Raw genomic sequence first — 24,141 nt, 5'->3', positions numbered from 1 at the left:
TCGCGGCGACGCCGACGCCCTGCCCGGAGAGTGCGAATCCTCTCCAGGAAGTAGCGACCCGCGCTACAGGTCCTCGTACAGCGGGTAGTCCGCACAGAGCGCCTCGACCTGCTCGGAGACGCGGTCCAGCGTCGCCGTGTCGTCGTGGTCGTCCAGCACGTCGCAGATGAGGTGTGCGACCTCTGAAACGGCGTCCTCGTCCATCCCGCGGGTCGTGAGCGCGGGCGTGCCCACGCGGATACCCGAGGGGTCGAACGGGGAGCGGCTCTCGTCGGGCACCGTGTTGGCGTTCAGGACCAGCCCCGTCTCCTCCATGGCCTCCTCGGCGGTACCGCCGGAGAGGTCCGGGTGCGACTCGCGGAGGTCGACGAGGACGAGATGGGTGTCCGTGCCGCCGGAGACCACCTTCAGACCGTGGTCGGCGAACACCTCGGCCATCGCCTTCGCGTTGTCGACGACCTGTGCGGCGTACGCCTCGAAGTCGTCCGAGAGCGCCTCCTTGAAGCCGACGGCCTTGCCCGCGATGTTGTGCATCAACGGGCCACCCTGCCCGCCGGGGAAGACGGCCGGGTCGATGTCGCTCGCGTACTCCTCGTCGGTCATGATGATGCCGCCACGGCCGGCGCGGATGGTCTTGTGCGTCGAGCCGGTGACGAAGTCGGCGACGCCCACCGGAGACTGGTGTTCGCCGGCGGCGACGAGCCCAGTGATGTGGGCGATGTCGGCGAGGTGGTAGGCGTCGACGGCGTCGGCCGCCGCCTGGACGCGCTCGAACTCGACCTCGCGCGGGTACGCGGAGTAGCCCGAGACGACGATGTCGGGGTCGAACCGCTCGGCGTGCTCGCGGAGGTCGTCGTAGTCGATGTAGCCCGTCTCCGGGTTCACCTCGTACTGCTCGACCTCGTAGGTCTGCCCGGTGAAGTTGGCCGGGTGGCCGTGCGAGAGGTGCCCGCCGTGGTTGAGGTCCAGCGAGAGGATCTTGTCGCCGGGGTCCAGCATCGCGAGGTAGACGCCCATGTTGGCCTGCGTCCCCGAGTGGGGCTGGACGTTGACGTGCTCGGCACCCCAGAGCTGCTTCGCGCGGTCGATGGCGAGACGCTCGACCTCGTCGGCGTACTCGCAGCCGGCGTAGTAGCGCTCGCCGGGGTAGCCCTCGGCGTACTTGTTGGTGAGCGCGGAGCCCTGGGCCTCCAGCACCGCGGGGGAGACGTGGTTCTCGGAGGCGATCATCGCGAGGGTCTCGCGCTGGCGGTCCACCTCACCGGCGAGGGCGTCGGCCACTGCCGGGTCGGTCTCGCGGACGCGGTCGTACATACGAGAGCGTCGGGGATGGGTATGGAAGTAGCTTCCCGTCTCCGGCAATCCGGGCGGGTGTCCCGGCCGGGCGATAAAAAGGCCCGGGCCTGCTGGGCGGTAGTTCTTTGGTCGGGCACCCGAGATTCGCTCTACGGATGGTGTGGTGTTCCACATCGGGGGGGAGGATAGTCGCGCACGGCCGCGAGGGCTCCATCCGGGTCGCTGCGGCCGCGTGGCGGGGGGCACCCAGCGGTTCGTCCCCGTCGCTCCCGCTCCCGGTCGATACACGGACCGACGGACGGACCACACGCCTCGCGGTCCCCGGCTCGGCCGTCTCGGTGCAGGCCCCGGCGAGCGCCCGGGCGGCCACCGGGGCGGTCAGTCTGGAAGCCGACGAAGCGCTGGTCGCGAGCGGTGGCCCCGTCGAGACCGTGCTCCGCTTCGATGGCCCGGCGCGCGTGGAGCCGCCAGCGCTCGCCGACGGGAGCGGCACGGGGATGGGCAGTGCCGCCGGAACCGGGGAACCGAGCGACCCGGGTGGCGGCGAGCCGTCCGGCCCCCGTTCCGACGCCCGGTCCACACCCAGGGCCACGGTCAGCTTCGACGCCCCCACGACCGTCACGGTCGGCTTCCGCGAGCGAACCGCGAACCCGCCGATGGTGACCGTCCCGCCCACGCCCGCGGGTGCCGCGACGGCGCTCACGCACGCCTCGTCCGCCCTCGAAACGCTCGGGCCAGAGCGCTCCCACCCCGACCGACGCGGCCACCCGCCGCTCGTCGCGTTCGGCGAGCGCGACATCCCGGCCGCGGTCCAGCGGGCCACACCCGAATCGGGAATCGAACTCCGGCTCCCGCCGTCGCTGACGACGTGCGCGCTGGCAGCGCCGCTTGCGTTCTACCTCGGGGCGACGGTACGAGTCGACGAGGGGCGGTCGCGACCGCGGCTCCGCGCCCCGGGAGCCGGAATCGACCGCGCGCTCCCGGCCGAGGACGGGCCGTTCGCCGACGCAGTGGCCGACCTGCTCCGACGGGTGTTCGGTCTCGACTGCCTGGCCCGCGACCGGCCGGCGGAGCGACTGGCCGGGACGGGCCTGCTCGAACAGGTGGGGCTCGACCCCGGGACCGTGCGCGCCCGCTCGCCCGCCGAGCGGCTTGCGGCGTACCTCGAGGCGCCCTTCGAGCGCATCGAGGCCGAACTCCCGGCCTGGCCGCTGGCGACGTACGTCGACGGCGGGACGCGGGCCGTCCGCTGTCTCCCGCATCTGCTCGACCGACTGAGCCTCGTCTACCCGGCCGCCGCGTCGGAACTCGACGGCAGTTCGCTCCTCCGGCGGGCCCTCGACGGGTTCTACCGGGGACCGGGGTCGGCGCTCGTCGACGGCGTGACCGGACGGGCAGCGCCCCCGGCGAATGACGACGGGACGACCCGGTCGGCCGGCAACGTGGCGACCGCGGACCGACTCGCCCCGGAGCTCCGGAACGCCCGGCTCCACGGCTGGCTCGCCGATGGAACTCCCATCGAGGCGTTCAAGACGACGCCCACCGCCTACTGGAATCGGCTGGCCGCCCAGTGCGACCGGGAGGGGGCGCTCGATATCGCCGTGGTCTGCAACGACACCGATATGACCGGCGAGCGAGCCGTCGCCGACATCTACCGCGACCGGGCGGCCGACCTGGAGGTCGACGTGACGGTCCACGGCTCGCTCACCCGGCACGCACTGGCCGACCTCCTCCAGCAACCGTGTGATTTCGTCCACTACATCGGCCACTGCGAGCGCGAAGGACTGCGATGCCGGAACGGCTACCTCGACGTGGCCGACCTGGAGACGGTCCGGGCGCGGACGTTCTTCCTGAACGCCTGTGGTTCGTACCAGCAGGGCCAGCGCCTGGTCGAGCGCGGGAGCGTGGCGGGCGCCGTGACGCTGACGACGGTACTGGACCGGCACGCGGCGACCGTCGGGACGGCGTTCGCCCGCCTGCTCATCCGCGGGGTGGGCTTCGAGCGAGCCCTCTCGCTCGCCCGACAGCAGATACTGATGGGTAGCGACTACGCCGTGGTCGGCGACGGCACGTACGCGCTGGCACCGGCGGCGTCGCCGGCGGTGCTGCACGTCTCCGAGAGCGAGAGCGAGGACGAGGGCGGGTTCGAGGTTGTCCAGGAGGTCCTCTCGGCCGACGCCACCGGACGAAGCCACCGCTCGCCGTTCGGCCGCTGCGACCGACTGGACGGCCGGCCGGCCAGGGTCGAACTGAGCCAGGGGGAGACGGTGGACCTGCTCCGGGACCGCTCCCTTCCGGTGTGCTACGACGGCCGCCTCCACTGGTCGACCGACCTCGCCGCGGAACTGGCGGCCGACGACGCGTAGCGACGAGCGGGCCAGTGGCCAACTCGCCTGGCGGTGTTCCGGGACCCTTTTGTATTACTGGCGAGTATAATCACCCGAGCAGAGGCCCACACTCTCGGTTGGCCGATTCCCGCCGACATACCGTTCTTGCGTCCGAGACGGCCAGTTCCTCACAGTTGGCCAATAAATTAATATATACTTCAGGTCATAGTTACACCAGCTATCATGGATGCTAATCTACTCGAGAACAGTATCGCCGAGGTACTCTCGGAAGCACTAGACAACGTCGACGAGTCGGTCTTCGTCGTGAATCCGGCCTCGGAGACCGTCGAAGAACTCGTCGACGTGCTCTCGCCCGACGGTGGGCCGACGGTCCGCCTCCTCGCGGACGAGAGCGTGCTGAAGGCCGTGCTGGACGACTTCATCGTCGCCAGTCGTGCCGCCGACCTCGTCGAGGCCGGACGCCTCGAGCTCCGGACGTACCAGAACGGGGATAACACGCTTCTCGTGACCCAGGACTCCGTCGCAGCACTCGTCGCCGGTGGCGGCCGGGTCGCCGCGCTCGCGACCGACGACGGGGAGTTCATCGAGGGCGCGTACGAGGAGTACGCCGACGCGTGGGAGGCGGCCGAACCGCACAACCTCCGGACCCCCGCCATCTCCCGCGTCCGCGAGACGCTACGCGAATCGCTGGGGCCGGATTCGGCCGACGACTTCGACGCTATCCTCGCGACGCTGGAGACCGCCCGCGGCGACGGCGAGGGGCTGGACGAGGTGACCATCAGCCTGCTCGTGGCCGCGAAGAACCGCGAACTCCTCTACGACGTCAGCAAGTGGGGCGAGGACATCGGTATCGCCTCGAAGGCGACGTTCTCGCGGACGAAGACGAAACTCGAGGAGAACGACCTCATCGACACCGAGAAGGTGCCCATCGACGTCGGGCGACCGCGCCTCCGGCTCCTGCTGGGCGACGAGGAATTGCAGGACGCCGACATCGAGGAACTGGTCAGCGCCACGCATTCGGCGCTGGCCGCGGCCTGAATCGGAAGCCGAGGGGAACGGAACGGGACGAACGGGGAACGGGACGAACGGGGATTTCTCGTGGGGGCTACTGCTGGTAGCGACGCGTATCGTCACGGTCCGGGGGGCCACCGGCACCGGCGGCGCCACCAGTCATCTCCTCGTAGGTCATCCCAGAGAGGTACTCGTCGTAGGTTACGTCGTATCCCGAGCGGAGGTGGAAGTCGACGTTCCCGGTGTCGACGGCCGACTGGAACAGCATGTGGACGCCCCGCCGGACGAGTTCGTCCAGCTCGTCGGGGTCGTAGGCGGCCGCCAGGAGCGCCAGCTCGTTGCGCGTCTCACGGTCCAGCGACAGGTCCATCGTCTCGCCCAGTTCCGCGTACGTCGCCTCGATATCGGCGGACAGCTCGTCCAGACTCATACCTCGACCGAGGTCGGCGACGGGCTTGAGGGCTGTGCTGTCCCCGCGAGCCGATGCTCGCCTCGTCGTAGGAGCCACACCAGGATGGCCACAGTTACCAGACCCCCATATTTCGAACGTATGGCCGCAATTGGACATTTATATCAGTTATACCCCACATATTCGTGTGAATACACGATTCTAGTCGGGCTGATACGCGCCGTCGAAGAAGGCCACCTCCAGCTCCACCGCTCGGCGGAACAGTCGGTCGACGCGCTGCGTTCGACGGGGGGACAGCGCCGGACCCACATCGTCCAGTTCCTCACGAATCCACCCGACGAACTCGCGGAACGCGGGGACGGCGTGCAGGTCGATCCACTCGTCGAGGTAGAAGCGGTCGGGGCGGGGCTCCTCGGCTGCTGCGGTCGCCCACTCCAGATACACCCACTCGACGGGAACGAGGACGGCCAGCGACTCGGCGTAGCCCGCGCGGGCCGCGCGGCCGAGCAGGTCCTGGAACGCGCGGGTGACGGCCCACAGGTCCGGGTCGGTCCGGTCGGCATCGGGCACGTCCAGCGCGTCGAACGAGCGCCGGAAGAACTCGTCCTCGTCGGTCCCCACCGTCGTGAGGAAGTCGGCCAGTTCCACGCGTGTCTCGACGGTCGGGGCGTGCCCGGCGGCGTGGCCGACCAGCGACGTGAGCGCGTCGACGAAGGCGTAGTCCTGCACCAGATAGCGACGGAAGATGGCGTCGTCCAGTTCGCCCGCGGCGAGTTCAGTGACGAACCGGTGCTCGGTCGCGGCGAACCAGTTCGGGCCTGTCCGTGCGCGGAGCCACGCCGTGTACCGGTCGAAGTCGCTCTCGGCGAAACTGGCCGGGACGTTCGCGGCGCTGGGAGTGCTCATACGCCCCACCCCTCGTCGCGATACGCGGCGTCCCAGAAACGGTACTCGTAGCGCACCGACGTGTAGAAGAGGTCACGGTAGCGCTCGCGAGTACGGTCGGGCGCGCCCGCAGCGACCTCGTCGAGCAGTTCCCGGCACCAGTCCGCGAGGTCGGCGAACTCGTCGCTGGTGTACGTGCGAATCCACTCGGCGTAGCGCTCCTCGTCGGGGAGGCCGTCGGTGGCGAGGCGCTCGGCCGTCTCGTTGAACCCCCACATGCACGGGAGCAGCGCGGCGACGAGGTCACCGAACGTCCCCAGCGCGGCGACCCGGACGAGGAAATCCGTGTACCCGCGGGTCGTGGGCGTGGGGTCGGTGGCCTCCAGTTCCGCCTCCGTGATGCCGAACTCGGCGGCGTACGACCGGTGGAGGTCCATCTCCGTGTGGAGCGTCTCGTGGAGCAGCTCCGCGAACCGACCCATCCGGGCGAGGTCGGGGGCCTTCGCGGCGCCGAGCGCGAACACGCGGTTGTACTCGACGAGGTAGACGTAGTCCTGCCGCACCCAGCGCCGGAACGGCTCGAGATCGAGTGTCCCGTCACCGATTCCCGTGACCATCGGGTGCTCGACGATGGCGGTGACGACCTCGTCGTGGAGGGGTTCGAGTTCGTCCGTGAATCCCATGCCGACGCCTCGAGCGCGACCGACTTATCGATTGGTGATATCACCGTTTTGTATCAGGGGTTACCCTTGCGTATCGAGATGACGGTGGGCCGGTAGACGACCCCCCTGTTCGGGGCGGGATTGTTATCCAATGTCGAGCATGGAATCCGGCGAAATCGGGAGACACACGTGGATTCCCACGGATTTGGAATCACCATTCAGGGTGATAGGGGTGCGTGTAGTAGATGTATCTGTAAGGTGAAACACGATGTCAACTAAGACCCCAACCCGAGAACTCGACACCGAGATATTCGGTCGTGAGGCGCACTTCGAATACAGCGAACACTGGCTCGGCTACGCACTGGTTTCGATGCGAGTCGTCATGGGCTGGGTCCTCCTCCAGGGCGGGCTCACGAAGCTCGTCACGTACCTCGACGCGAACCCGGAGAACAACTGGACCGCGGCGGGCTTCCTGCTCAACGCCATCCCCCAGGGGAACCCGCTGACTGGGTTCTTCGCGAGCATGGCCGGGATGCCGCTCATCGACGGCCTCGTCATGTGGGGCCTGACACTGACCGGCTTCGGCCTCATCATCGGCGCGGCGGTGCGCTGGAACGCGTTCTGGGGCGCCGTCATGATGATGTTCTTCTGGGCAGCGAGCCTGACGGGCGGCATCATGGCCGGACTCCCGGTCGCACACGGCTGGGTCGTCGACGACCACCTCGTCTACGCGGCCCTCCTGTTCGGCCTCGGCGCGGTCGGCGCGGGCCGCATCCTGGGCGTGGACTCCATCGTCGAGAAGATGGCCGTCGTCCAGAACAACCGCTGGCTCCGCCTGCTGCTGGGCTGAACCCACTCTTCTTTCGCGTCTTGGTCGATAGCTAGGTCCGCGTCCGCCTCCTGTTCACTCCTCGCCCGCAGAGCGGTAGCCCTCGCGGAAGTCGTTCAGGTAGGAGTTCGCGATGGCAGCGACCAGCAGGAGCAAACCCAGCACCAGCAGTACGCCGCCCGCGGCGTTCCCGGTGAACTCGAGTAGGGGCCACGACGCGACGAGACAGACGACACCGACACCGAGAAGCCAGGCCGTCGTTCGCATGTCCGGTCGGTACACTGGGCGGTGCTTCAGCCTGACGCCGCCACGAACCGCCACCGGAAAGTACCGTCCACCCCGACTCCGGGTGATGACCGACGCCGGGGCCCTGCCCGACGAACTGGCGGACGGCGACGCACCTGCCCTCCCGGACGGCCCCGAGGCCGTCGAGGCAGTTCGCGAGGCGCTCGTCGAATGGTACGAGGCCGACCACCGGTCGTTCCCCTGGCGCGAGACCCAAGACCCCTACGAGATCCTCGTCTCGGAGGTGATGAGCCAGCAGACACAGCTCGACCGCGTGGTCGAGGCGTGGCACGACTTCCTCGACGAGTGGCCGACCGTGGAGGCACTCGCCGATGCCGACCGCGCCGACGTGGTCGGCTTCTGGACCGACCACTCGCTGGGCTACAACAATCGCGCGAAGTACCTCCACGAGGCCGCCCGACAGGTCGTGGACGGCGAGGTGGACGGCGTCGATGCGGGCGAGTTCCCCCGGGCGCCCGAGGGCCTGCAAGAGCTGATGGGCGTCGGCCCGTACACCGCGAACGCGGTCGCCTCGTTCGCGTTCAACGAGGGAGATGCGGTGGTCGATACGAACGTCAAGCGCGTGCTCCATCGAGCGTTCGATACCCCGGACGAGGACGACACCTTCGAGCGGGTCGCCCGGACGCTCATGCCTGCCGGCGAGTCCCGGGTCTGGAACAACGCCATCATGGAACTGGGCGGGGTCGCCTGCGGGAAGACCCCGGAGTGTGACGCGGCGGGCTGCCCATGGCGTGAGTGGTGCCACGCCTACGCGACCAACGACTTCACGGCGCCGGACGTGCCGACCCAGCCGGAGTTCGAGGGGTCGCGTCGGCAGATGCGGGGGCGCGTGGTGCGCGCGCTACAGGAACACGGGGAGCTGCCGATCGACCGGCTCGGGCCACGGGTGCGCGTCGACTACGCGCCCGACGGGGAATACGGCCAGGACTGGCTCCGGGGGCTCATCGACGACCTCGTCGACGACGGGCTGGTCGAGGTCGCGGAAACCGACGGGGAGGCTCTCGTGCAGCTCCGCCGGTGACGTCGACGGCCGGGGCACACACTCGAACGTGACTCCCGAGTCCCGGCATAGGCGTCTGCTCCGGCCGTCGATTTGGGAGTCCGCTACGCGCCGACATCAGTCTATGCGAGCCCTTCATCCAGCGGACCCCCCATCAGGCCCAGCGGGCCGTCCCCCGACGGCGACGTGCGGGCTGTCCCTCTTCCGCCTCGCTTACCCGTCGTCCTCGGCCGCCGGCAACAACCCCCGCCGCCGCTTCGCGCGCCGCCGGTACTCCCCGTTCGGGTCCTCCGGACTGAACGGCGCCGGCGCGCTGTTGACCGCCTGGGCGCCACACTCGGGGCACTCGTCGCCGAGCGTGTAGACCGGGCGGTCGTGGGCGTCGCGCCAGTCGGAACAGACGTGGATGTCGGATTTCACGAGAGATGTTGGCGTTGTCGGATAATCAAGAGCGTTCGATTCGAGGCAGAGTTATATCCGTGTTACTCCTCGTCGGTCCGGCGCTCGCGGTGGAACTCGCCGGTCCCGCCGGCGGCCTCGATGGCCTCGCTGGCGCGCTCCGCCGCAGTCTCGAGCTCCGACTCGGCGGTCTTGTAGTTGGGTGCCTGTACCCGGATGCGGTACTCGGGCGCGCCGACGTACGTGACCTCGAGGTCGATCTCGTCGGGGACCTCGCCGTTGCCCTCCGCGGCCTCCAGGGCCTTCCGGACGGTCTCGACGCCGGCCGGTCCCGGCGCGCGCAGGTCGACGTAGCCCGTCACCTGCACGTACGGGACCGAGACGTTCTCGCGGGCGGTCTCGACGATGGCGTCGGCGTCCTCGTCGGAGAGGTCGGTCGACTCGAGCGCCTCGTGGCCGTGGATGGCGGCCTGCTCGAAGCCGTCGTACAGCGAGCCGAACTCCGCGAACAGCGCGTTCGCGACGGTGCTGTACTGCTCGTCGCTCATGTCCTCGCCGAAGGCCAGCTCCATCCACTTCTCGGCCTTCTGCTCGGACTTCCACTCCTGGATCTTGTCCGAGCGCTGGTGGTCGTTGACGTCCTTGATGGAGAGGTCGATCTGCTGGGCGTCCTCGTCGACCTCGAGCACCTTGCAGACGACGCGCTCGTCGACGCCGACGTGGTCGCGGACGTTCTTTATCCAGCCGGAGGCGACCTCGCTGACGTGGACGAGCCCACGCTTGTCCTCGTACTCCTCGAGGTCGACGAACACGCCGAAGTCCTCGATCTCGTCGACCCGGCCGACGACGAGTTCCCCGGGGTCGGGATAGCCGCTGAATTTCATACGCGACGCTAGCCCGCTGTCGGGGATAAACCCACCGAGAGTCGCGACCCTCGGTGGCGGGGTCGGAGTGCCGGTCCGTTGGGGCCGCAGCGACGCCGTCGGGTCGGCTCCGTGCCGTGATGTCTACCGCCGGAGCGAGAGGAAGACGAACCCGACCATGACCGCCATCCCCACGCTGGCGAGGATGAACGCGACACCGTCCGAGAGTCCGCTCTGACGCAGCGAGACGACAGCGGTGAGCGTCACCGCGACAGCAACGGCGGTCGCACCCACCCAGAACGCGCCCTTCCGGGCGAGCGTCTTCCACCGGGGCTCGTTCTCGCGCTCGTAATCTTCGAGCAGCGTGTGGTCCCCGTCCTCGGCGCTGGCCGGTGCGTTGATGACCTCTTCCGGGAGGTCTCCCGGGCCAGAATCGGAATCGAGGCCGGGGCCAGAATCGGGGCCGGACGCGCCCTCGGCGGGGGACTCGGCCGGCCCGTCCGGGGATAGCGACGGCTCTTCCGGGTCGTGCTGGGCGCCGCTCGACCCGCCAGGGGCTGTTTCGACCCCGTTGATGGCCGCCTCGACGTCCTCGTCGGTCGCCTCGGGGTCGACGGTGTCCTCGGACTGGCCCCCCTCGGACGACTCGTCCATACCACCCTCTCGCCCCGGTGGGGGAAAAACCGTTGCGGAGGGAGGGGGCGATTCGTGCCCCGAGCCCCGGTCCGGGCCGATGACTGCTGGCGCCTCGGGGCAACGTTTACGGTCGCGTCGAGAGTGGTATCACCCGCTATGGCAGATATCGAGTCCACCACGACGAACGACTCCGGATTTCACAGCCTGAGTATTGTCGGCGAGTTCGAGCTGAGCATCGACGCCACGACCGAGGACGGACCCTCTCCGAACGAGGTGCTGGTAGCTGACTACGCCTCCTGTTACACCTTCGCGTTCCGGGCCGGCGCCCAGCGCAACTCATACGACGACCTCGGCAAGATCCAGACGGATGCCTCCGCCGACCTCGACGACGACGACGACCTCGAGTCGATCAGCTTCGACATGCACGTCGAGGCCGACCTCGACGACGACGAGCAGGCCGAGCTGAAGCAGCTCGCGGACGATATCTGCCACGTCCACGCCGCCCTCCGCGAGGGGCTCCACGCCGACGTGAGCATCCACCCCGGTGCCGACCTGTAACGGGAACGAGGCCGTTCTCCACCGGGCCCCGCTTCGCAAGTTCTATTGCCGGCTGTCGGCTACCCGACGGCATGGACCTGCGCGTCATCGAGAACGAGGAGACCGAACTCTCCATCGAGATCGCCGGTGAGGACCACACCTTCATGAACGTCCTCAAGGAGGCCCTGCTGGAGACGGAGGGCGTCGCCGCGGCGACCTACGACATGAACCCCGAACAGTCCGGTGGTCAGACCGACCCCATCCTCACCATCAAGACGGAGGACGACACGGCGCCGCTGGACGCGCTGGAGGCCGCCGCCCAGAACGTCAGGGACAAGACCACGACCTTCCGCGACGCGTTCGAGGCCGCCGCGGCGTAACCGTCCCCGTCGTCCTCAGCGGTCGTTCCCAGCCGGACGCCTCGACTACCTCGCGGTCGATAGGTGCGACGACAGCTACCCTCTGGTCCGGGCGCAGATGGGCGAGCCCCGGGTGCGGAGTGGAAGTGAAATCTCGAGGAGTCCCGCCCTGGAAAACAGGACACCTGGAGCTCCTGAGTACAGTTCTACTCGAAGTTGGAGTGGAAACAGGCGGGGCGGTCGGCGGGCAGTCGGACGATTCCAGTCGGGTGTCAGGCGGGCGGTTCCCGCCACGGGCCGGCCCTCAGAGCCGGACCGGCACGCCGCGCTCGTCGAGATAGCGCTTGACCTCGTCGATGGAGAACTCGTCGAAGTGGAAGATGCTGGCCGCGAGGGCCGCATCCGCGCCGGCCTCGGTGAACACCTCGTAGGCGTCCTCCGGGCCGCCACAGCCCGAGGAGGCGATGACGGGTGTGGAGACGGCGTCACAGACCGCCCGCGTCAGCGGGATGTCGTAGCCGTCCTTCGTCCCGTCGGCGTCGATGGAATTGACGAACAGCTCGCCCGCGCCACGGTCCTCGGCCTCCTGGGCCCAGGAGATCACGTCGGTTCCAGTCCCCTCGCGGCCGCCCTTGATGGTACACTCGAACCAGCAGGACTCCCCGTCGATCTGTTCGTAGTGCTCGCCCTGCTCGTCGTAGCGCCGGCGGGCGTCGACGCTGATGACGATGGCCTGGCTCCCCACCGAGTCGGCCCCCTCGGTGATGAGTTCGGGTCGGTCGAGCGCGCCCGTGTTGATGGAGACCTTGTCGGCGCCCGCGCGCAGGGTCTCTACGATGTCGGCCTTCGTGCGGATGCCGCCGCCCACCGTCAACGGGATGAACACCTCGTCGGCGACCGCGGAGACGGTGTCCAGCATCGTCTCGCGCCCCTCGGCACTGGCCGTGATGTCGAGGAAGACGAACTCGTCGGCGCCCGCGCGGTTGTACGCCCGTGCCATCTCCACTGGGTCGCCGGTGTACTGCAGGTCCTCGAAGTTGACCCCCGTATACACCTTCGCGTCGCCGTTCTCGTCCAGGTCGACGTCGATGCAGGGGATGATGCGTTTGGTGAGGGTCATCTACTCGTATCCGTGGGAAGTCGGCGGGTGGCTTTGACGGTGACGGTTCGGGCGATTCGGCGCGCCCAGCCGAGGCCGGTCGGTGCCGGCCAGCAGGACAACTCTTATATTCCGAAGCTATGCCCTCTACTGACATGGGGGGAGATGCCCGACGCTCATCCGGCAGCAGGACGACCCGTCTCTGGCTCGCAGTCGCAACCGCGATGCTGATGCTCCTCGCGGGCTGTACGGGCCTCCCGTCAGCGGGGACGACCGACGACCTGACTGCGACAGCCACACCGTCACCGACCGCAACTGCGACAGCCACACCGTCACCGACCGCAACTGCGACAGCCACACCGTCACCGACCGCAACTGCGACAGCCACACCGTCACCGACCGCAACTGCGGGGGGTAATGGTGCCGAAACGCCGACGCGGACACTGCAATCGACGCCCACACCCACACGGACGACCGTGACGGCAGCGACTCCGACACCACGGTCGACAGAGACTCGGACGACGACCACGGAGGCGCCCGGCACACCGACGCCACGGGACGCCGACGCGGACGGCTACACGGCCGAGGAGGACTGCAACGACAACGACGAGACGGTCTACCCTGGTGCCGAAGAAATCCGTGACGGGAAGGACAACGACTGCGATGGAGAGGTCGACGAGGGCACCACTCCGACGCAGACCCAGACTCGAACGCCACGGGACGCCGACGCGGACGGCTACACGACCGAGCAAGACTGCAACGACAACGACGAAACGGTCCATCCCGGCGCCGAGGAGGTCCGCGATGGGAAGGACAACGACTGCGATGGAGAGGTCGACGAGGGCACCACTCCGACGCAGACCCAGACTCGAACGGCACAGGATGCCGACGCGGACGGCTACACGACCGAGCAAGACTGCAACGACAACGACGAAACGGTCCATCCCGGCGCCGAGGAGGTCCGCGATGGGAAGGACAACGACTGCGATGGAGAGGTCGACGAGGATACCACACCGACGTCGACACCCTGACAGGGAGCCCCCGCTCACCCTCCGGCGTCCATCCACCGCCCCGGTCGCCGGCACCCGGCCCGACCCCGGTACACCCTTCAACCCGCCCGCACCTACCTCTCCCTAATGAGTACCGAGGTCGAGAGCGGTGGCGGCTCCGACGAGCCGGCCGACATCTCGAAGCGCGAGGCGTGGGTGATGGCGGCCCGGCCACAGACCCTCCCGGCGGGCGCCGCACCCGTCATCGTCGGGACGGGTCTCGCGCTCCGACTGGGCGAGTTCGCCGTGCTGCCCGCGCTCGGCGCGCTCGTGGGGGCCCTGCTCCTGCAGGTCGGCACCAACTTCGCGAACGACTACTACGACGCGGTGAAGGGCGCCGACACGGAAGAGCGCGAGGGGTTCACCCGCGTCACCGCGGGCGGGCTCATCCCCGCCGCACAGGTCAAACGGGCGATGTACGGGACGTTCGGGCTGGCCATCCTCCTCGGGACGTACCTCGTCTACGTGGGTGGCCCGGTCATCGTCGTCGTCGGCCTCTCCTCGGTCGCGGCGGGCATCCTCTACACCGGCGGGCCGTACCCGTACGGCTACCGGGGGCTGGGCGAGTTCTTCGTCTTCCTGTACTTCGGCCTCGTCGCCGTGACGGGTACCTACTACGTGCAGGCGGTCGCCAGCGTCGCCGGCATCCCGCCGTTCGACGCGCCGCTGTCGGTCGTGCCGCTCGCCGCGGTGGTCGCCGCGCTCCCCGCCGCGGGGCTCTCCTCGGCCATCCTCGTCATCAACAACGTCCGCGACCGTGAGACGGACGCCGAAGCCGGCAAACAGACGTTGACCGTCCTGCTGGGCTACCGCTTCTCCCGCGTCGAGTTCTGTGCGCTCGTCGGGATGGCGTACGTGATTCCGGCCGTGTTCGCGGCCACCGGCTGGGGGCTGTCGGCGCTGCTCCCGCTGGCGACACTCTCCGGTGCCCTCGATATCGGCGAGACGGTACTCGAACGGACCGATGGCGCGGCGCTCAATCCGGCACTCGAGAAGACGGGGAAACTGCTGGCCGCCCACTCGGTCCTGTTCGCCATCGGGCTGGCGCTTCCGCGATTCCTGTGATGGATATCCACCCGTTCGCGCTCGCGCTCGCGCGACCACTCGGCACCGCCCGCGGCGACATCACCGAACGTGAGGGGTTCGTCGTCCGGCTCTCGGTCGACGGGACGACCGGCGTCGGCGAGGCGGCGCCGCTCCCGGACTGGACGGAGTCGCTCGCCGCGTGCGAGGCGGCACTGGAACGGGTCGCCGAGTCGGAGGCAGAGACCGAGCCGACGGCCCTGCCGACCCACGAGACGCTCGCCGACGCCCCGGCCGCCCGACACGCAGTCGCGAGCGCGGTGCTGGACGCACGGGCGCACGCGGCGGGGGAGCCGCTGGCCCGGACGCTGGTCGACGAAGCGGGCAATGGGGCCGCGCCGTGCGCGTCCGTGCCGGTGAACGCGACCGTCGGGGACGGAGGGCCCGAAGCGACCGCCGCCGCGGTTGCATCGGCCGTCGCCGACGGCTTCGGAACGGTGAAACTGAAGGTCGGTGCGCGGTCCGTCGCGGCCGACATCGAGCGCATCGCGGCTGTTCGGGACCGCTGTCCGGATATCACCCTCCGAGCGGACGCCAACGGTTCGTGGGACCTGAGGGCCGCCGAACGCGCGCTCGAAGCGTTCGCCGACCACGGCGTGGCCTACGTGGAGCAGCCACTCCCGGCCGACCCGACCCCGGAGTCGGGCACCCGACGCGACCTGCGAGCCCACGCCGAACTCCGGGGACTGGGCGTCGGCATCGCGCTGGACGAGTCGCTGGCGGTCGGCGGGGAACCGGTCGCGGCGGCACTGGACGCGGCCGCGGCGGACGCGCTCGTGCTGAAGCCGATGGCGCTGGGCGGGCCCGACCGTGCCGTGGCCGCCGCCCACGCGGCCCGGAACGCCGGCGTCCAGCCGGTCCTCACGACGACTATCGACGGGGCGCTGGCGCGCGCGACCGCCGTCCACGCGGCCGCTGCGGTACCCGACGTGTCGGCCTGCGGGCTCGCGACCGGCGACCGGCTGGAGTGCGACCTGCTCGACGCGGACCCGGCCCCCGTCGCCGACGGGCGGGTACGAGTCCCGGACGGCCCCGGCGTGGCAGGGGCGACGCGATGGCACCAGGGAAGAACCGACCGGGTGTGAGATTGCGGAGGACGGAGCGAAACAGCAAATACCCCCACGTCGCAAGTCCGTTGTCGTGCGCGACTGGTTGGCCCACCGGACGGCAGCAACACCGGGAGCGGCGGCGCTCCGCGTCGCCGGCGGTGCCGCGGCAGCCGACGACGGCGAGGACGGCGACGACGGGCCGGCCACCTACCGCGAACTGGACGACCGTGTCGAGGAACTCGCCGGGCGCCTCTCGGCGATGGGCGTCGGCGTGGGCACGCATCTCGGTGTCTGCCTCCCGACACGGCCGGCGTTCGTCGAACTCGTCCACGCGACGATGCGCCTGGGCGCCGTGCTGGTGCCGTTGCACGCCCGCTCGACCGCGCAGGAACTGGCGGAGCGAGCGCTGCAAGCCGACTGTGGACTCGTCTGCGGTGACGCGGCGACTGAGGCCACCGTCGTAGCGGCGGCCGAACACGCGGCCGACGCGGGGACGGACCTCCCCGTGGCCACCATCGACACGCCCCGCGAGGGCGCGACGGCGCTCGCCGACGCGACGCCGGAGACGTACGACCTCCCGGCGTGGTCACCCGGACGGCGCCTCTGCCTGCTGTTCACCTCCGGGACGACCGGCGACCCGAAGGCTGTCGACCTGCGGATGGGCAACGTCCTGGCGAGCGCCACCGCCTCGGCATTCCGGCTGGGGCTGGACCCGGCGGACCGCTGGTTCGACCCGCTCCCGATGAGCCACATGGGCGGGCTGGCCCCGGTGTACCGCTCGGTCTGCTACGGGACCGCGGTGGCGCTTCGAGGCTCCGACGCGCCGGAGCAGCAGGATGACGGGGACGGCGCGGCCTACGGCGTCGGTGGCTTCGACCCCGAGGCGGCGCTCGACGCGATGCACGAGACGGGCGCGACCTGTACGTCGCTGGTGCCGACGATGCTGTCGCGCCTGCTCGACGCCGGCGACCTCCCCGACTCGCTCCGGTTCGTTCTGCTCGGTGGTGCACCGGCGAGCGACGAGTTGCTGGAGCGGTGCGCCGAGCGCGACGTACCCGTCGCCCCCACCTACGGCATGACCGAGACGGCATCGCAGATCGCGACGGCCCGCCCGTCGGAGGCGCGAGCCAACCCGGGGACCGTCGGGAACCCGCTGTTCACGACGAACGTGACCGTCGTCGACAGCGGCGCCGCCGTAGAACCCGGCGAACGGGGCGAGCTCGTTGTCAGCGGGCCCGCCGTGACGCCGGGCTACTACCGCGATTCGACGGCGACCGAGCGGGCGTTCGGACCCCACGGGTTCCACACGGGCGACGCCGGCTACCGCGACGAGGACGGCCGCATCTGGGTGCTCAACCGGCTCGATGACCGTCTCAATCCGGGCGGCGAGACGGTCGACCCCGGCGAGGTCGTCGACACACTCCGCGCGTTCCCGAGTATCGCCGACGCGGCGGTCGTCGGCCTCCCGGACCCGGAGTTCGGCGAGCGCGTGGCAGCGCTGGTCGTCGCTGACGGCGCTGTGGAGGCGAGGGCGCTCGAACGCCACTGCCGTGAGCGACTGGCCGGGTACAAGCTCCCGCGGACGGTCGGTGTCACCGACGCCCTCCCCCGGACGGCCTCGGATACCGTCGACCGCGAGGCGGTCCGCGCCCGCCTGCAGGCACCGGACGCCGACACCACCGTCTTCGAACTGGGCGATGGTGCCAGCACGGAGGCCGCCGATGCCGAGGGCGAGGACTGAGCCGCTGCCGTCCGCCCGGAACCCCGGGACGCGCCCTTTTTGTACGCCGACCGGCTATCGCCGCGCATGACCGTTCTATCGTTCGACGAGAAGGGAGCCGACGTGGTCTACGAGGGAACGGAGTTCCGGCTGGATGCCGAACTCATCGAGGAGGCCACGCAGAAGAGCTACCCCGACGTGACCGACCACGAGGTGCTCCAGATGGTGGAGGAGGACCCTGCGCTCTCCGGCGAGCCGCGGCGGGTGAAGGATATCCTGTCGTAGTAGAATTAGAACACGCAGAGAAATTCGCAACTTACTCACGCACGTTGACGTAATAGCTCGAAATCAAGAGAAATATTCGCTAGCTATTCGGCGTGCTCGCTTCGCCGCCGGGCCAGCAGCACGACGCCGGCCACGAGCGCCACGGCCGTGACAGCCGGGCCGAAGCCGGGCTGTCCGTCGCTTCTGGTCCCGTTCGTGCCGTCGGTTGGCGGGAGTGGCGTCTCCGTCGGCGTTGGTTCGGGTGGGGTCGCCCGGAGGACCCCGTACGCCCGCTCGCGGTCGACGCGCGGGAACGACCGGTCCCACTCGCCGGGCATGTGGACCGTCATGCTCTCGTTGACCGCCGCGAGTGCCCGGACGTCGGCCTCCGACGGCCTGACCGGCACCGCCCCCTCGGCGTAGACGTACACCACGGAGCCGCCATCGGGTCGCGGCCGGGCGACGGCCTCGCGGACGACCAGGTCGGTCGGCAGTTCGCCGGTCGTGTCGTTGCGCAGGAGCGGACGGAACGCGCTCAGGTTGCCGAACCGCGCGGCACCCTCGACGCGCGCGGCCTCGTCGGTCACGTTCAGCTCGAACCGGGCCGTCCGGAGGTCGCTCCGCTCGAAGGCGTCGAGCACCGCCCGGGTGTCGTTGAACTCCTCGCGCTCTGCGGCGCGTTCGGCGGGCGAGGCGAACTCGTCCTCGACGCCGGCGCGCGAGAGGTTCCGGAGACCGTCGACGGCGTCGGCCAGCAGCCCCGGTCGGGCGGCTGCCACGCTCGCGTCGCCCCGGAGCCGGTCGCCGTCGGCGCGCGCGTGCAGGTCGCCCGTCAGGTCGAGCCGGGTGACGCCGCGCTCGTCCAGCTCGGCGACGTACGCGTCCCAGTTGGTGGTCCGGTAGCGACTGGTCACCTCGACGGTCGCCTCACGGGAGCCGGGTCGCTGGTAGGTGGTTCCGAGGCGGTACTCACGGACGAGGCCCGCCTCACGCGCAGCGTCGAACCGGGTCCGGAAGCCCCGGACGTAGCGCGCGACGGTCTCGTTGGCGGTCAGATTGTACGCGGTCGCCAGGTCGAGCGCGCCGTCGACGGCCCGGTCGTAGCGATTCAGGCGGAGCTCCGTCGAGCCCTCGAACTGCCCGTCACGGTAGGTCGCGTCGACCGCGGCTCGCTCGACCCGGAGCGCGAACAGGTCCGCGGTGATGCGCTGGGCCTGCAGCGGGTCGAGCCCGTTCTCCTCGTCGGCCGTGAGCGCCCCCAGCGCCAGGGGGCGCAGCCGGGCCTTCATCCCCTCGTACCGGACGACGTAGCTGACGACGAGACGACCGCCCTCGCCGTCCGTCGCGTTCCGGAAGTCGTACGCCCGGAGCCGAAGCGACGTGTTCGCGAACTGCCGGGCGCCCTGGCCGGCGAACCGCCGTTCGAGCGTCTCCCGGGCCCGCTCGCGGGTCGACCAGTTCCCGACCGCCTGGGCACCCACGCTGCTGTTGCGCTCGACCGCGAGCCGGTAGACGCCCGGCTCCTCGGTCAGGACCGCCGAGAACCGGAACGGGTCGGCCGTCCCGGCTGCGGAGGGCGCGACCCGTGCCGTCCCGTTGCTCCGGAGCGTGAGGTTCCGGGGCCCGACCCGGGCGTACGAGCGGGTCTCCGCGCGCTCCAGCACCGCGCCCGCGGCCGCGGAGCCGTTCACGGTCACCGTCGCGCGCCCGTCGAGCGTCGCGCCGGCGCGCTCGTCCGTCCGCGCGCCCTCGATGTCCAGCCGGAACGCCTGCAGCTGGGCCGGGCGCTCCGTCGCGAACGTCCCGCCAGCGGCGAGCCGGTCGGGCGCTGCACGCGTCGCGACCGAGAACGTCCCCGGGAACGTCTCGCCGTCCTCGGCGAGTTCCGAGCGGTCCGTCTCGTACAGCCCGTAGAGCAGTCCCTGACCCGTGACGAGGCCGAACGAGGCGTTGCGGACCTCGTCGAGCGAGTCGTCCTCGACGGTGGTGTTGGCCCTGCTGGCGGCGTCCGTGCCGTTCGACACCAGTATCACGTCCCCGTCGCGCTCGACGTAGACGTGGTCGGCGTCGAGCCCATCGCTCTCGTTCGTGCCGTCGGACTGCGCCAGCGCCGGGCGTGGCGTGGCCCCGACGGTGGTCGGCCCGGGGGCCATCGCGGCGGCCGCCGCCGGCTGGATGGCGAGGAGGAGGGCGAGGACGAGGGTCGATACGACCGACAGACCGTGGCTCGGTCGGAGCGCAGCCATCGTCCGATGGGGAACTCGCCGGAACGAAAAGGTTCGCGCTACCGGGATGCTTGCCGCGTGCCGGTGTCACCGCCACGGCGGGCGACGGGACGCGCTCCCGGCCGTGCCCACCGGATGGAACCGGTCGATGGGACGGCCGTCGTCAGTCGTCGTCGGCCGAGAGGTGGACCCGGCCGCCCTCCTCGATGGTCTCGGGGAATATCTTCCCGGGGTTGAGCGTGTCCTTCGGGTCGAGCGCACCCTTGATGCGGCGCATCGCCTCGACGCCCCCCTCGCCGTGTTCGAGTTCGAGGTACTCCCGCTTGCCGCCGCCGATACCGTGCTCGCCGGTGCAGGTGCCGCCCATCTCGATGGCCTTGCGGACGACCGAGTCGTAGATCTCCTCGCCCGTCTCGACCATCGCCTCGTCTTCGGGGTCGACCATCACGGAGTAGTGGACGTTGCCGTCGCCAGCGTGCCCGAAGACGGGAACCATGATGTCGTGCTCCTCGCCGAGTTCCTTCGCGTAGCGGATGATGTCGGGGTACTTCGAGATCGGAACGGTCACGTCGCCGGGATGGATCGGCCGGAGGTCGGGGTCGTAGCTCTGGACGGCGAAGGCGAGTTCCGTCCGGGCCTTCCAGAGTTCGGCCATCCGCTCGTCGTCCTCGCTCATGTCGAACAGCTCCACGTCGTGGCTCTCGAAGATCGCCTCGCAGAAGTCGATCTCCTCCTGGACGCCGTGGTTGGCGTGGAACTCCAGGAACACCATCGGCTTGTCCGGGAGCCCCGTGTCGAGGTAACGGTTCGACATCTCGGCGGCGAGCGGGTCGATGAGCTCGATCTTGGCCACGTCGACGCCCGAGCGGACGGCGTCGAAGATGGCGCTGGTCGCGTCGTCGAGGTCGCCGAAGACGGCGCGGCCGCCGCGAATCTGCTCGGGCAGCCCCTCGAGTTCGAGGGTGGCGCGCGTGACGACACCGAGCGTCCCCTCGCTGCCGACGAGGATATCCTTCAGGTTGTAGCCGGCGCTGGTCTTGACGGCCTTCGACCCCGCCTCGATGACGGTCCCGTCCGCGAGGACGACCTCCAGCTCGAGCACCCAGTCGCTCACCTCGCCGTACTTGACGGTCTTCTGTCCGGAGGCGTCGTTGACGATCATCCCACCGATGGTCGAGATGTTGGCCGAGGACGGCATCGGCGGGAAGAACAGCCCCTCGCTCTCGACGGTCTCGTCGACCTTCGAGCCCATCACGCCGGGCTGGACATCTATCTGGAAGTCGTCCGGACGGACCTCCAGCACGTCGTTCATCCGGGTCACGTCCATCGAGATACCCTTGAACTGCGGCACGGCGTTGCCCTCCAGCGAGGTGCCCGCGGCGTACGGCGTCACGGGGACCCCGCGGTCGTTGGCGGCCTCGAGGACCGTGCTCACGTCCTCGGTCGACTCGGGCCAGACGACGGCGTCCGGCGTGACGCCGCGGCCGGCCTCCTCGGCTCCCCAGTCGGCAGCGTGATTCCCACGGTCGGACTCACCGAACGAGACTTGCCCCTCCGGCAGCAGGTCGGCGAGGAACGCACAATCGTACGACATACCCGGTAGTGGACGGGCAGGCGATGATAAAGCTATCCGCGCGAGTCCGGGGAGGTTCTTGTCCGGCCACCATCGGGAGACCGGGTCATCGCCTCGCCGGGTCACCGCCGTGACACGTGGCCTCAAAGGGACAGGGGGAAAGAACGCGTCGGCACGGTGGTGGGTCCGCGCCGACACGGAACGGGACGGAGCGGAGCACCCGAAACGGGGAAACGGATGCTCCACCACCGCCTGCGTCTCTTACAATGATAAGCTTTTGGAGCGCTTCTGCTAACAGTATCGTTTATACGACGGGCGGACGACGACCAACCCATGCGAGCCATTCAGGTGTCGGCCTTCGGTGACGCGGCCGAACTCGAGCAGGTCGAGCAGGACGTTCCCGAACCGGACGACGGGCAGGTCCGTATCGAGGTGAAGGCCGCGGGCATCAACTTCGCGGACATCATGCAGCGCCGCGGCCACTACCACGGCGGTCCGCAGCCGCCCTACACGCCCGGGATGGAGGTCGCGGGCGTCGTCGACGCCGTCGGCGACGGAGTCGGCCGGGAGGTCGGCGACGAGGTGGTCTCGATGGTCAACGGCGGCGGCTACGCCGACTACGCCATCGCCGACGCGATGGGGCTGATGGACATCCCCGGCGAGATGAGCTTCGAGGAGGCCGCGGGCTTCCCCGTCCAGTACCTCACGGCCCACAACTGCCTGTTCGAGTGGGGCGGGCTGGAGGAGGGCGACTCCGTGCTGGTCCATGCTGCCGCGGGCGGGGTCGGCACCGCGGCCGTCCAGCTCGCCAGCAACGCCGGCGCCGAGGTGTTCGGCACGGCCTCGACCCAGGAGAAGCTGGACAAGGCGGCCTCGCTGGGCTGTGACCACCCCATCAACTACACGGAGGAGGACTTCGTCGAGGTCTGCGAGGCCGAGACGGACTACGGGCTGGACATGGTGCTTGACGGCATCGGCAGCGACACCACCGAGCGCTCCGTGGACGCGCTGAAGGAGTTCGGCACGCTCGTCGTCTACGGCGCCGCCTCGGGCGAGCCGGGCGCTCCGCCGACGGACAAGCTCCTGTTCGGCAACGTCACCGTCGAAGGCTACCATCTCGGCCGCGCTATCGAGCGCAAGCCGATGCAGGTGATGGGCGCCGTCCCCGAGCTGACCGAGCTGCTCGGCGACGGCACGCTGGAGGTCCAGGTCGGCGAGACGTTCGACCTCACCGACGCCGCCGAGGCCCACCAGTACATCGAGGACCGCAAGTCCTCGGGGAAGGTCGTGCTGACGCCGTAGACGGGTAGCAGCGTTAGACCCCGAGCTAGAGCAGAGTATACCGTATTACTGTAAAACTCGCACGGCAAATCCGTGAAAGCCCGAACAAGATACCTACCGACATCAGAGCGAGCCATGCCATCGTTCGTGGTCGATGACCGTAGAGAAGATTTTTGCCGCCCGTGGCACGATTCCTGACGATGCCCCGCTCAAGACGGTCCCTCCTCGAAGCGACAGGTCTCGCGCTCGGCGGTGGAGCGCTCGCAACACTGGCCGGCTGTACCAGCACCTCCCCGACCGGCGGCGCCAGTTCCCCGGCCGGGTCCTCCCCGACAGACGAACCGACGCCGGCGGACGGGACGACCGAGTCGGTGTCGGTCGACCTCGCACAGTGGCTCCCGAACCCGGCCTCGTCGCCGTTTCGGGACGGCTACAGTGTCCGTCTGTTCGACATCGCGGCCATCCGGCGGCACCGGGAGGCGATGCACGAGAACGCCTATCGCCGCCTCGAACGGGAGATGCTCTACCCCGCCCCGGACCGGTACGTCGACGCCGCCGACATCGCTGCCTCGGTCGGGGTCGGCGACGCACGGGTGGCCATCGGCTCGTTCGACCCGGATGCCATCGGTGAACGCATCACCAGCGACGGCGACTCGTCGACGCCGACCGCGGAGCGAACCCCGACGACACCGACGCGGACGCCCTGGTCGGAGCCCGAGCAGTACGAGGGCTTCGACCTCTACGGCACCGAGTACGTCTACGCCGTGTCTGAGGACGTCTTCATGGAGGTATCACCGATGAGGCCCGAGAGCGACGGCGCGGGTCCGTACGCGAAGGCCATCATCGACGCGGGGGCCGGCGAGGCGGCCAGCTACGCCAACGGCAACGCGTACGTCGACGCGATGCTCGGCACCGTGGACGACCCGCACGCGCTCTGGTGCTACCCGGAGGCGATGGACGGCTCCACGACCCGCGGGTTCCGGGCGGACGAGATAACGGGCGGACTCAAGTCGTGGCGGTTCGGCACCGAGACGACCCACCTCACGTTCGCGAACACCTACGCCGACGCCGAGGCAGCCGAGGCGGAGAAGCTGGCGTCGTACATCGAGTCCGAGTCGGACCGGTTCGGACCGTACGACGGGCTCGACGTCGAGGCCAGCGGCCGGCTGGTCTGGACGGACGGCGATATCCCGACCGGCGAGTTCGACCACCTGTCGGCCAGTGGTCCCGAGGACGGGGTCACCACGCCGAACTGAGG

At 69.6% G+C, this 24,141-nt stretch carries 24 protein-coding genes; 13 read left to right on the top strand and 11 right to left on the bottom strand.

Features of this window, described 5'->3' with window-relative positions:
• Positions 1-63: 63 nt before the first annotated feature.
• Complete coding sequence (gene glyA, locus NL115_RS14505; RefSeq protein WP_254830062.1) at positions 64-1,314, bottom strand: serine hydroxymethyltransferase; 1,251 nt, start codon at positions 1,312-1,314, stop codon at positions 64-66.
• Positions 1,315-1,451: 137 nt separating this feature from the next.
• Between glyA and NL115_RS14500 the strand changes: the two genes are divergently transcribed.
• A complete protein-coding gene (locus NL115_RS14500; RefSeq protein ID WP_254830061.1) occupies positions 1,452-3,662 on the top strand; it encodes a hypothetical protein in 2,211 nt (736 codons plus the stop codon).
• Between the two features lie 204 nt (positions 3,663-3,866).
• Positions 3,867-4,682 (top strand): transcriptional regulator TbsP, encoded by an 816-nt coding sequence (tbsP, locus tag NL115_RS14495; RefSeq protein ID WP_254830060.1) that lies wholly within the window; start codon positions 3,867-3,869, stop codon positions 4,680-4,682.
• Positions 4,683-4,749: 67 nt separating this feature from the next.
• Here the strand turns inward: tbsP and NL115_RS14490 are convergent, their stop codons facing one another.
• The 3 genes from NL115_RS14490 to tenA form a co-directional block, all read right to left on the bottom strand.
• Positions 4,750-5,085: a ribbon-helix-helix protein gene (locus tag NL115_RS14490; RefSeq protein ID WP_254830059.1), complete on the bottom strand. Its 336-nt coding sequence runs from the start codon at positions 5,083-5,085 to the stop codon at positions 4,750-4,752.
• A 180-nt stretch (positions 5,086-5,265) separates the two neighbouring features.
• Positions 5,266-5,970 (bottom strand): TenA family protein, encoded by a 705-nt coding sequence (locus NL115_RS14485; protein WP_254830058.1) that lies wholly within the window; start codon positions 5,968-5,970, stop codon positions 5,266-5,268.
• On the bottom strand, positions 5,967-6,632 hold the full coding sequence (tenA, locus tag NL115_RS14480; RefSeq protein ID WP_254830057.1) for a thiaminase II: 666 nt from the start codon (positions 6,630-6,632) through the stop codon (positions 5,967-5,969). Before tenA ends, NL115_RS14485 begins: the two co-directional genes overlap by 4 nt.
• 247 nt (positions 6,633-6,879) lie before the next feature.
• Between tenA and NL115_RS14475 the strand changes: the two genes are divergently transcribed.
• Positions 6,880-7,461, top strand: coding sequence for a hypothetical protein (locus tag NL115_RS14475; RefSeq protein WP_254830056.1), 582 nt, complete (start codon positions 6,880-6,882; stop codon positions 7,459-7,461).
• A 54-nt stretch (positions 7,462-7,515) separates the two neighbouring features.
• Here NL115_RS14475 and NL115_RS14470 read toward each other — a convergent pair whose 3' ends face one another.
• Positions 7,516-7,707 carry a hypothetical protein gene (locus tag NL115_RS14470; protein ID WP_254830055.1) on the bottom strand — a complete coding sequence of 64 codons (192 nt, stop codon included), beginning with the start codon at positions 7,705-7,707 and terminating at the stop codon, positions 7,516-7,518.
• A gap of 85 nt (positions 7,708-7,792) precedes the next feature.
• Between NL115_RS14470 and NL115_RS14465 the strand changes: the two genes are divergently transcribed.
• Positions 7,793-8,767 (top strand): HhH-GPD family protein, encoded by a 975-nt coding sequence (locus tag NL115_RS14465; RefSeq protein ID WP_254830054.1) that lies wholly within the window; start codon positions 7,793-7,795, stop codon positions 8,765-8,767.
• A gap of 192 nt (positions 8,768-8,959) precedes the next feature.
• Here the strand turns inward: NL115_RS14465 and NL115_RS14460 are convergent, their stop codons facing one another.
• The 3 genes from NL115_RS14460 to NL115_RS14450 form a co-directional block, all read right to left on the bottom strand.
• Positions 8,960-9,166, bottom strand: a complete 207-nt coding sequence (locus NL115_RS14460) for an RNA-protein complex protein Nop10 (protein ID WP_254830053.1) — start codon at positions 9,164-9,166, stop codon at positions 8,960-8,962.
• Between the two features lie 62 nt (positions 9,167-9,228).
• Entirely contained in the window at positions 9,229-10,029 is an 801-nt protein-coding gene (locus NL115_RS14455; RefSeq protein ID WP_254830052.1) for a translation initiation factor IF-2 subunit alpha, read from the bottom strand.
• Between the two features lie 123 nt (positions 10,030-10,152).
• Positions 10,153-10,662, bottom strand: coding sequence for a hypothetical protein (locus NL115_RS14450; RefSeq protein ID WP_254830051.1), 510 nt, complete (start codon positions 10,660-10,662; stop codon positions 10,153-10,155).
• A gap of 138 nt (positions 10,663-10,800) precedes the next feature.
• Here NL115_RS14450 and NL115_RS14445 point away from each other — a divergent pair, with 138 nt between their 5' ends.
• On the top strand, positions 10,801-11,202 hold the full coding sequence (locus NL115_RS14445) for an OsmC family protein (RefSeq protein ID WP_254830050.1): 402 nt from the start codon (positions 10,801-10,803) through the stop codon (positions 11,200-11,202).
• A gap of 71 nt (positions 11,203-11,273) precedes the next feature.
• A complete protein-coding gene (locus NL115_RS14440) occupies positions 11,274-11,561 on the top strand; it encodes a DNA-directed RNA polymerase subunit L (protein ID WP_254830049.1) in 288 nt (95 codons plus the stop codon).
• Positions 11,562-11,844: 283 nt separating this feature from the next.
• On the opposite strand, the gene hisF is transcribed toward NL115_RS14440, so the two are convergent.
• Positions 11,845-12,660, bottom strand: a complete 816-nt coding sequence (hisF, locus tag NL115_RS14435) for an imidazole glycerol phosphate synthase subunit HisF (protein ID WP_254830048.1) — start codon at positions 12,658-12,660, stop codon at positions 11,845-11,847.
• Positions 12,661-12,794: 134 nt separating this feature from the next.
• On the opposite strand from hisF, the gene NL115_RS14430 reads away from it, so the two are divergent.
• The 5 genes from NL115_RS14430 to NL115_RS14410 all read left to right on the top strand — a co-directional run bounded on the left by NL115_RS14430 (position 12,795) and on the right by NL115_RS14410 (position 17,825).
• A complete protein-coding gene (locus tag NL115_RS14430; protein WP_254830047.1) occupies positions 12,795-13,670 on the top strand; it encodes a putative metal-binding motif-containing protein in 876 nt (291 codons plus the stop codon).
• Positions 13,671-13,775: 105 nt separating this feature from the next.
• On the top strand, positions 13,776-14,753 hold the full coding sequence (locus NL115_RS14425; protein ID WP_254830046.1) for a 1,4-dihydroxy-2-naphthoate polyprenyltransferase: 978 nt from the start codon (positions 13,776-13,778) through the stop codon (positions 14,751-14,753).
• Positions 14,753-15,856, top strand: coding sequence for a mandelate racemase/muconate lactonizing enzyme family protein (locus NL115_RS14420; protein ID WP_254830045.1), 1,104 nt, complete (start codon positions 14,753-14,755; stop codon positions 15,854-15,856). Before NL115_RS14425 ends, NL115_RS14420 begins: the two co-directional genes overlap by 1 nt.
• Before the next feature lie 55 nt (positions 15,857-15,911).
• Entirely contained in the window at positions 15,912-17,561 is a 1,650-nt protein-coding gene (locus NL115_RS14415; RefSeq protein WP_254830044.1) for a class I adenylate-forming enzyme family protein, read from the top strand.
• A gap of 66 nt (positions 17,562-17,627) precedes the next feature.
• Complete coding sequence (locus NL115_RS14410) at positions 17,628-17,825, top strand: DUF5800 family protein (RefSeq protein WP_254821607.1); 198 nt, start codon at positions 17,628-17,630, stop codon at positions 17,823-17,825.
• Positions 17,826-17,908: 83 nt separating this feature from the next.
• Here the strand turns inward: NL115_RS14410 and NL115_RS14405 are convergent, their stop codons facing one another.
• Entirely contained in the window at positions 17,909-20,050 is a 2,142-nt protein-coding gene (locus NL115_RS14405; RefSeq protein WP_254830043.1) for a hypothetical protein, read from the bottom strand.
• A 142-nt stretch (positions 20,051-20,192) separates the two neighbouring features.
• Entirely contained in the window at positions 20,193-21,623 is a 1,431-nt protein-coding gene (locus NL115_RS14400; protein ID WP_254830042.1) for an FAD-binding oxidoreductase, read from the bottom strand.
• A 312-nt stretch (positions 21,624-21,935) separates the two neighbouring features.
• On the opposite strand from NL115_RS14400, the gene NL115_RS14395 reads away from it, so the two are divergent.
• Positions 21,936-22,904, top strand: a complete 969-nt coding sequence (locus NL115_RS14395) for a quinone oxidoreductase family protein (protein WP_254830041.1) — start codon at positions 21,936-21,938, stop codon at positions 22,902-22,904.
• Positions 22,905-23,083: 179 nt separating this feature from the next.
• Positions 23,084-24,139, top strand: a complete 1,056-nt coding sequence (locus tag NL115_RS14390) for a hypothetical protein (RefSeq protein ID WP_254830040.1) — start codon at positions 23,084-23,086, stop codon at positions 24,137-24,139.
• The last annotated feature ends 2 nt before the right edge of the window (positions 24,140-24,141 follow it).

The organism is Haloglomus salinum, assembly GCF_024298825.1.
Taxonomy (GTDB): Archaea; Halobacteriota; Halobacteria; order Halobacteriales; family Haloarculaceae; genus Haloglomus; species Haloglomus salinum.
The sequence above is the reverse complement of the archived record's forward strand: the minus strand, read 5'-3'. Positions and strand labels throughout refer to the sequence as shown.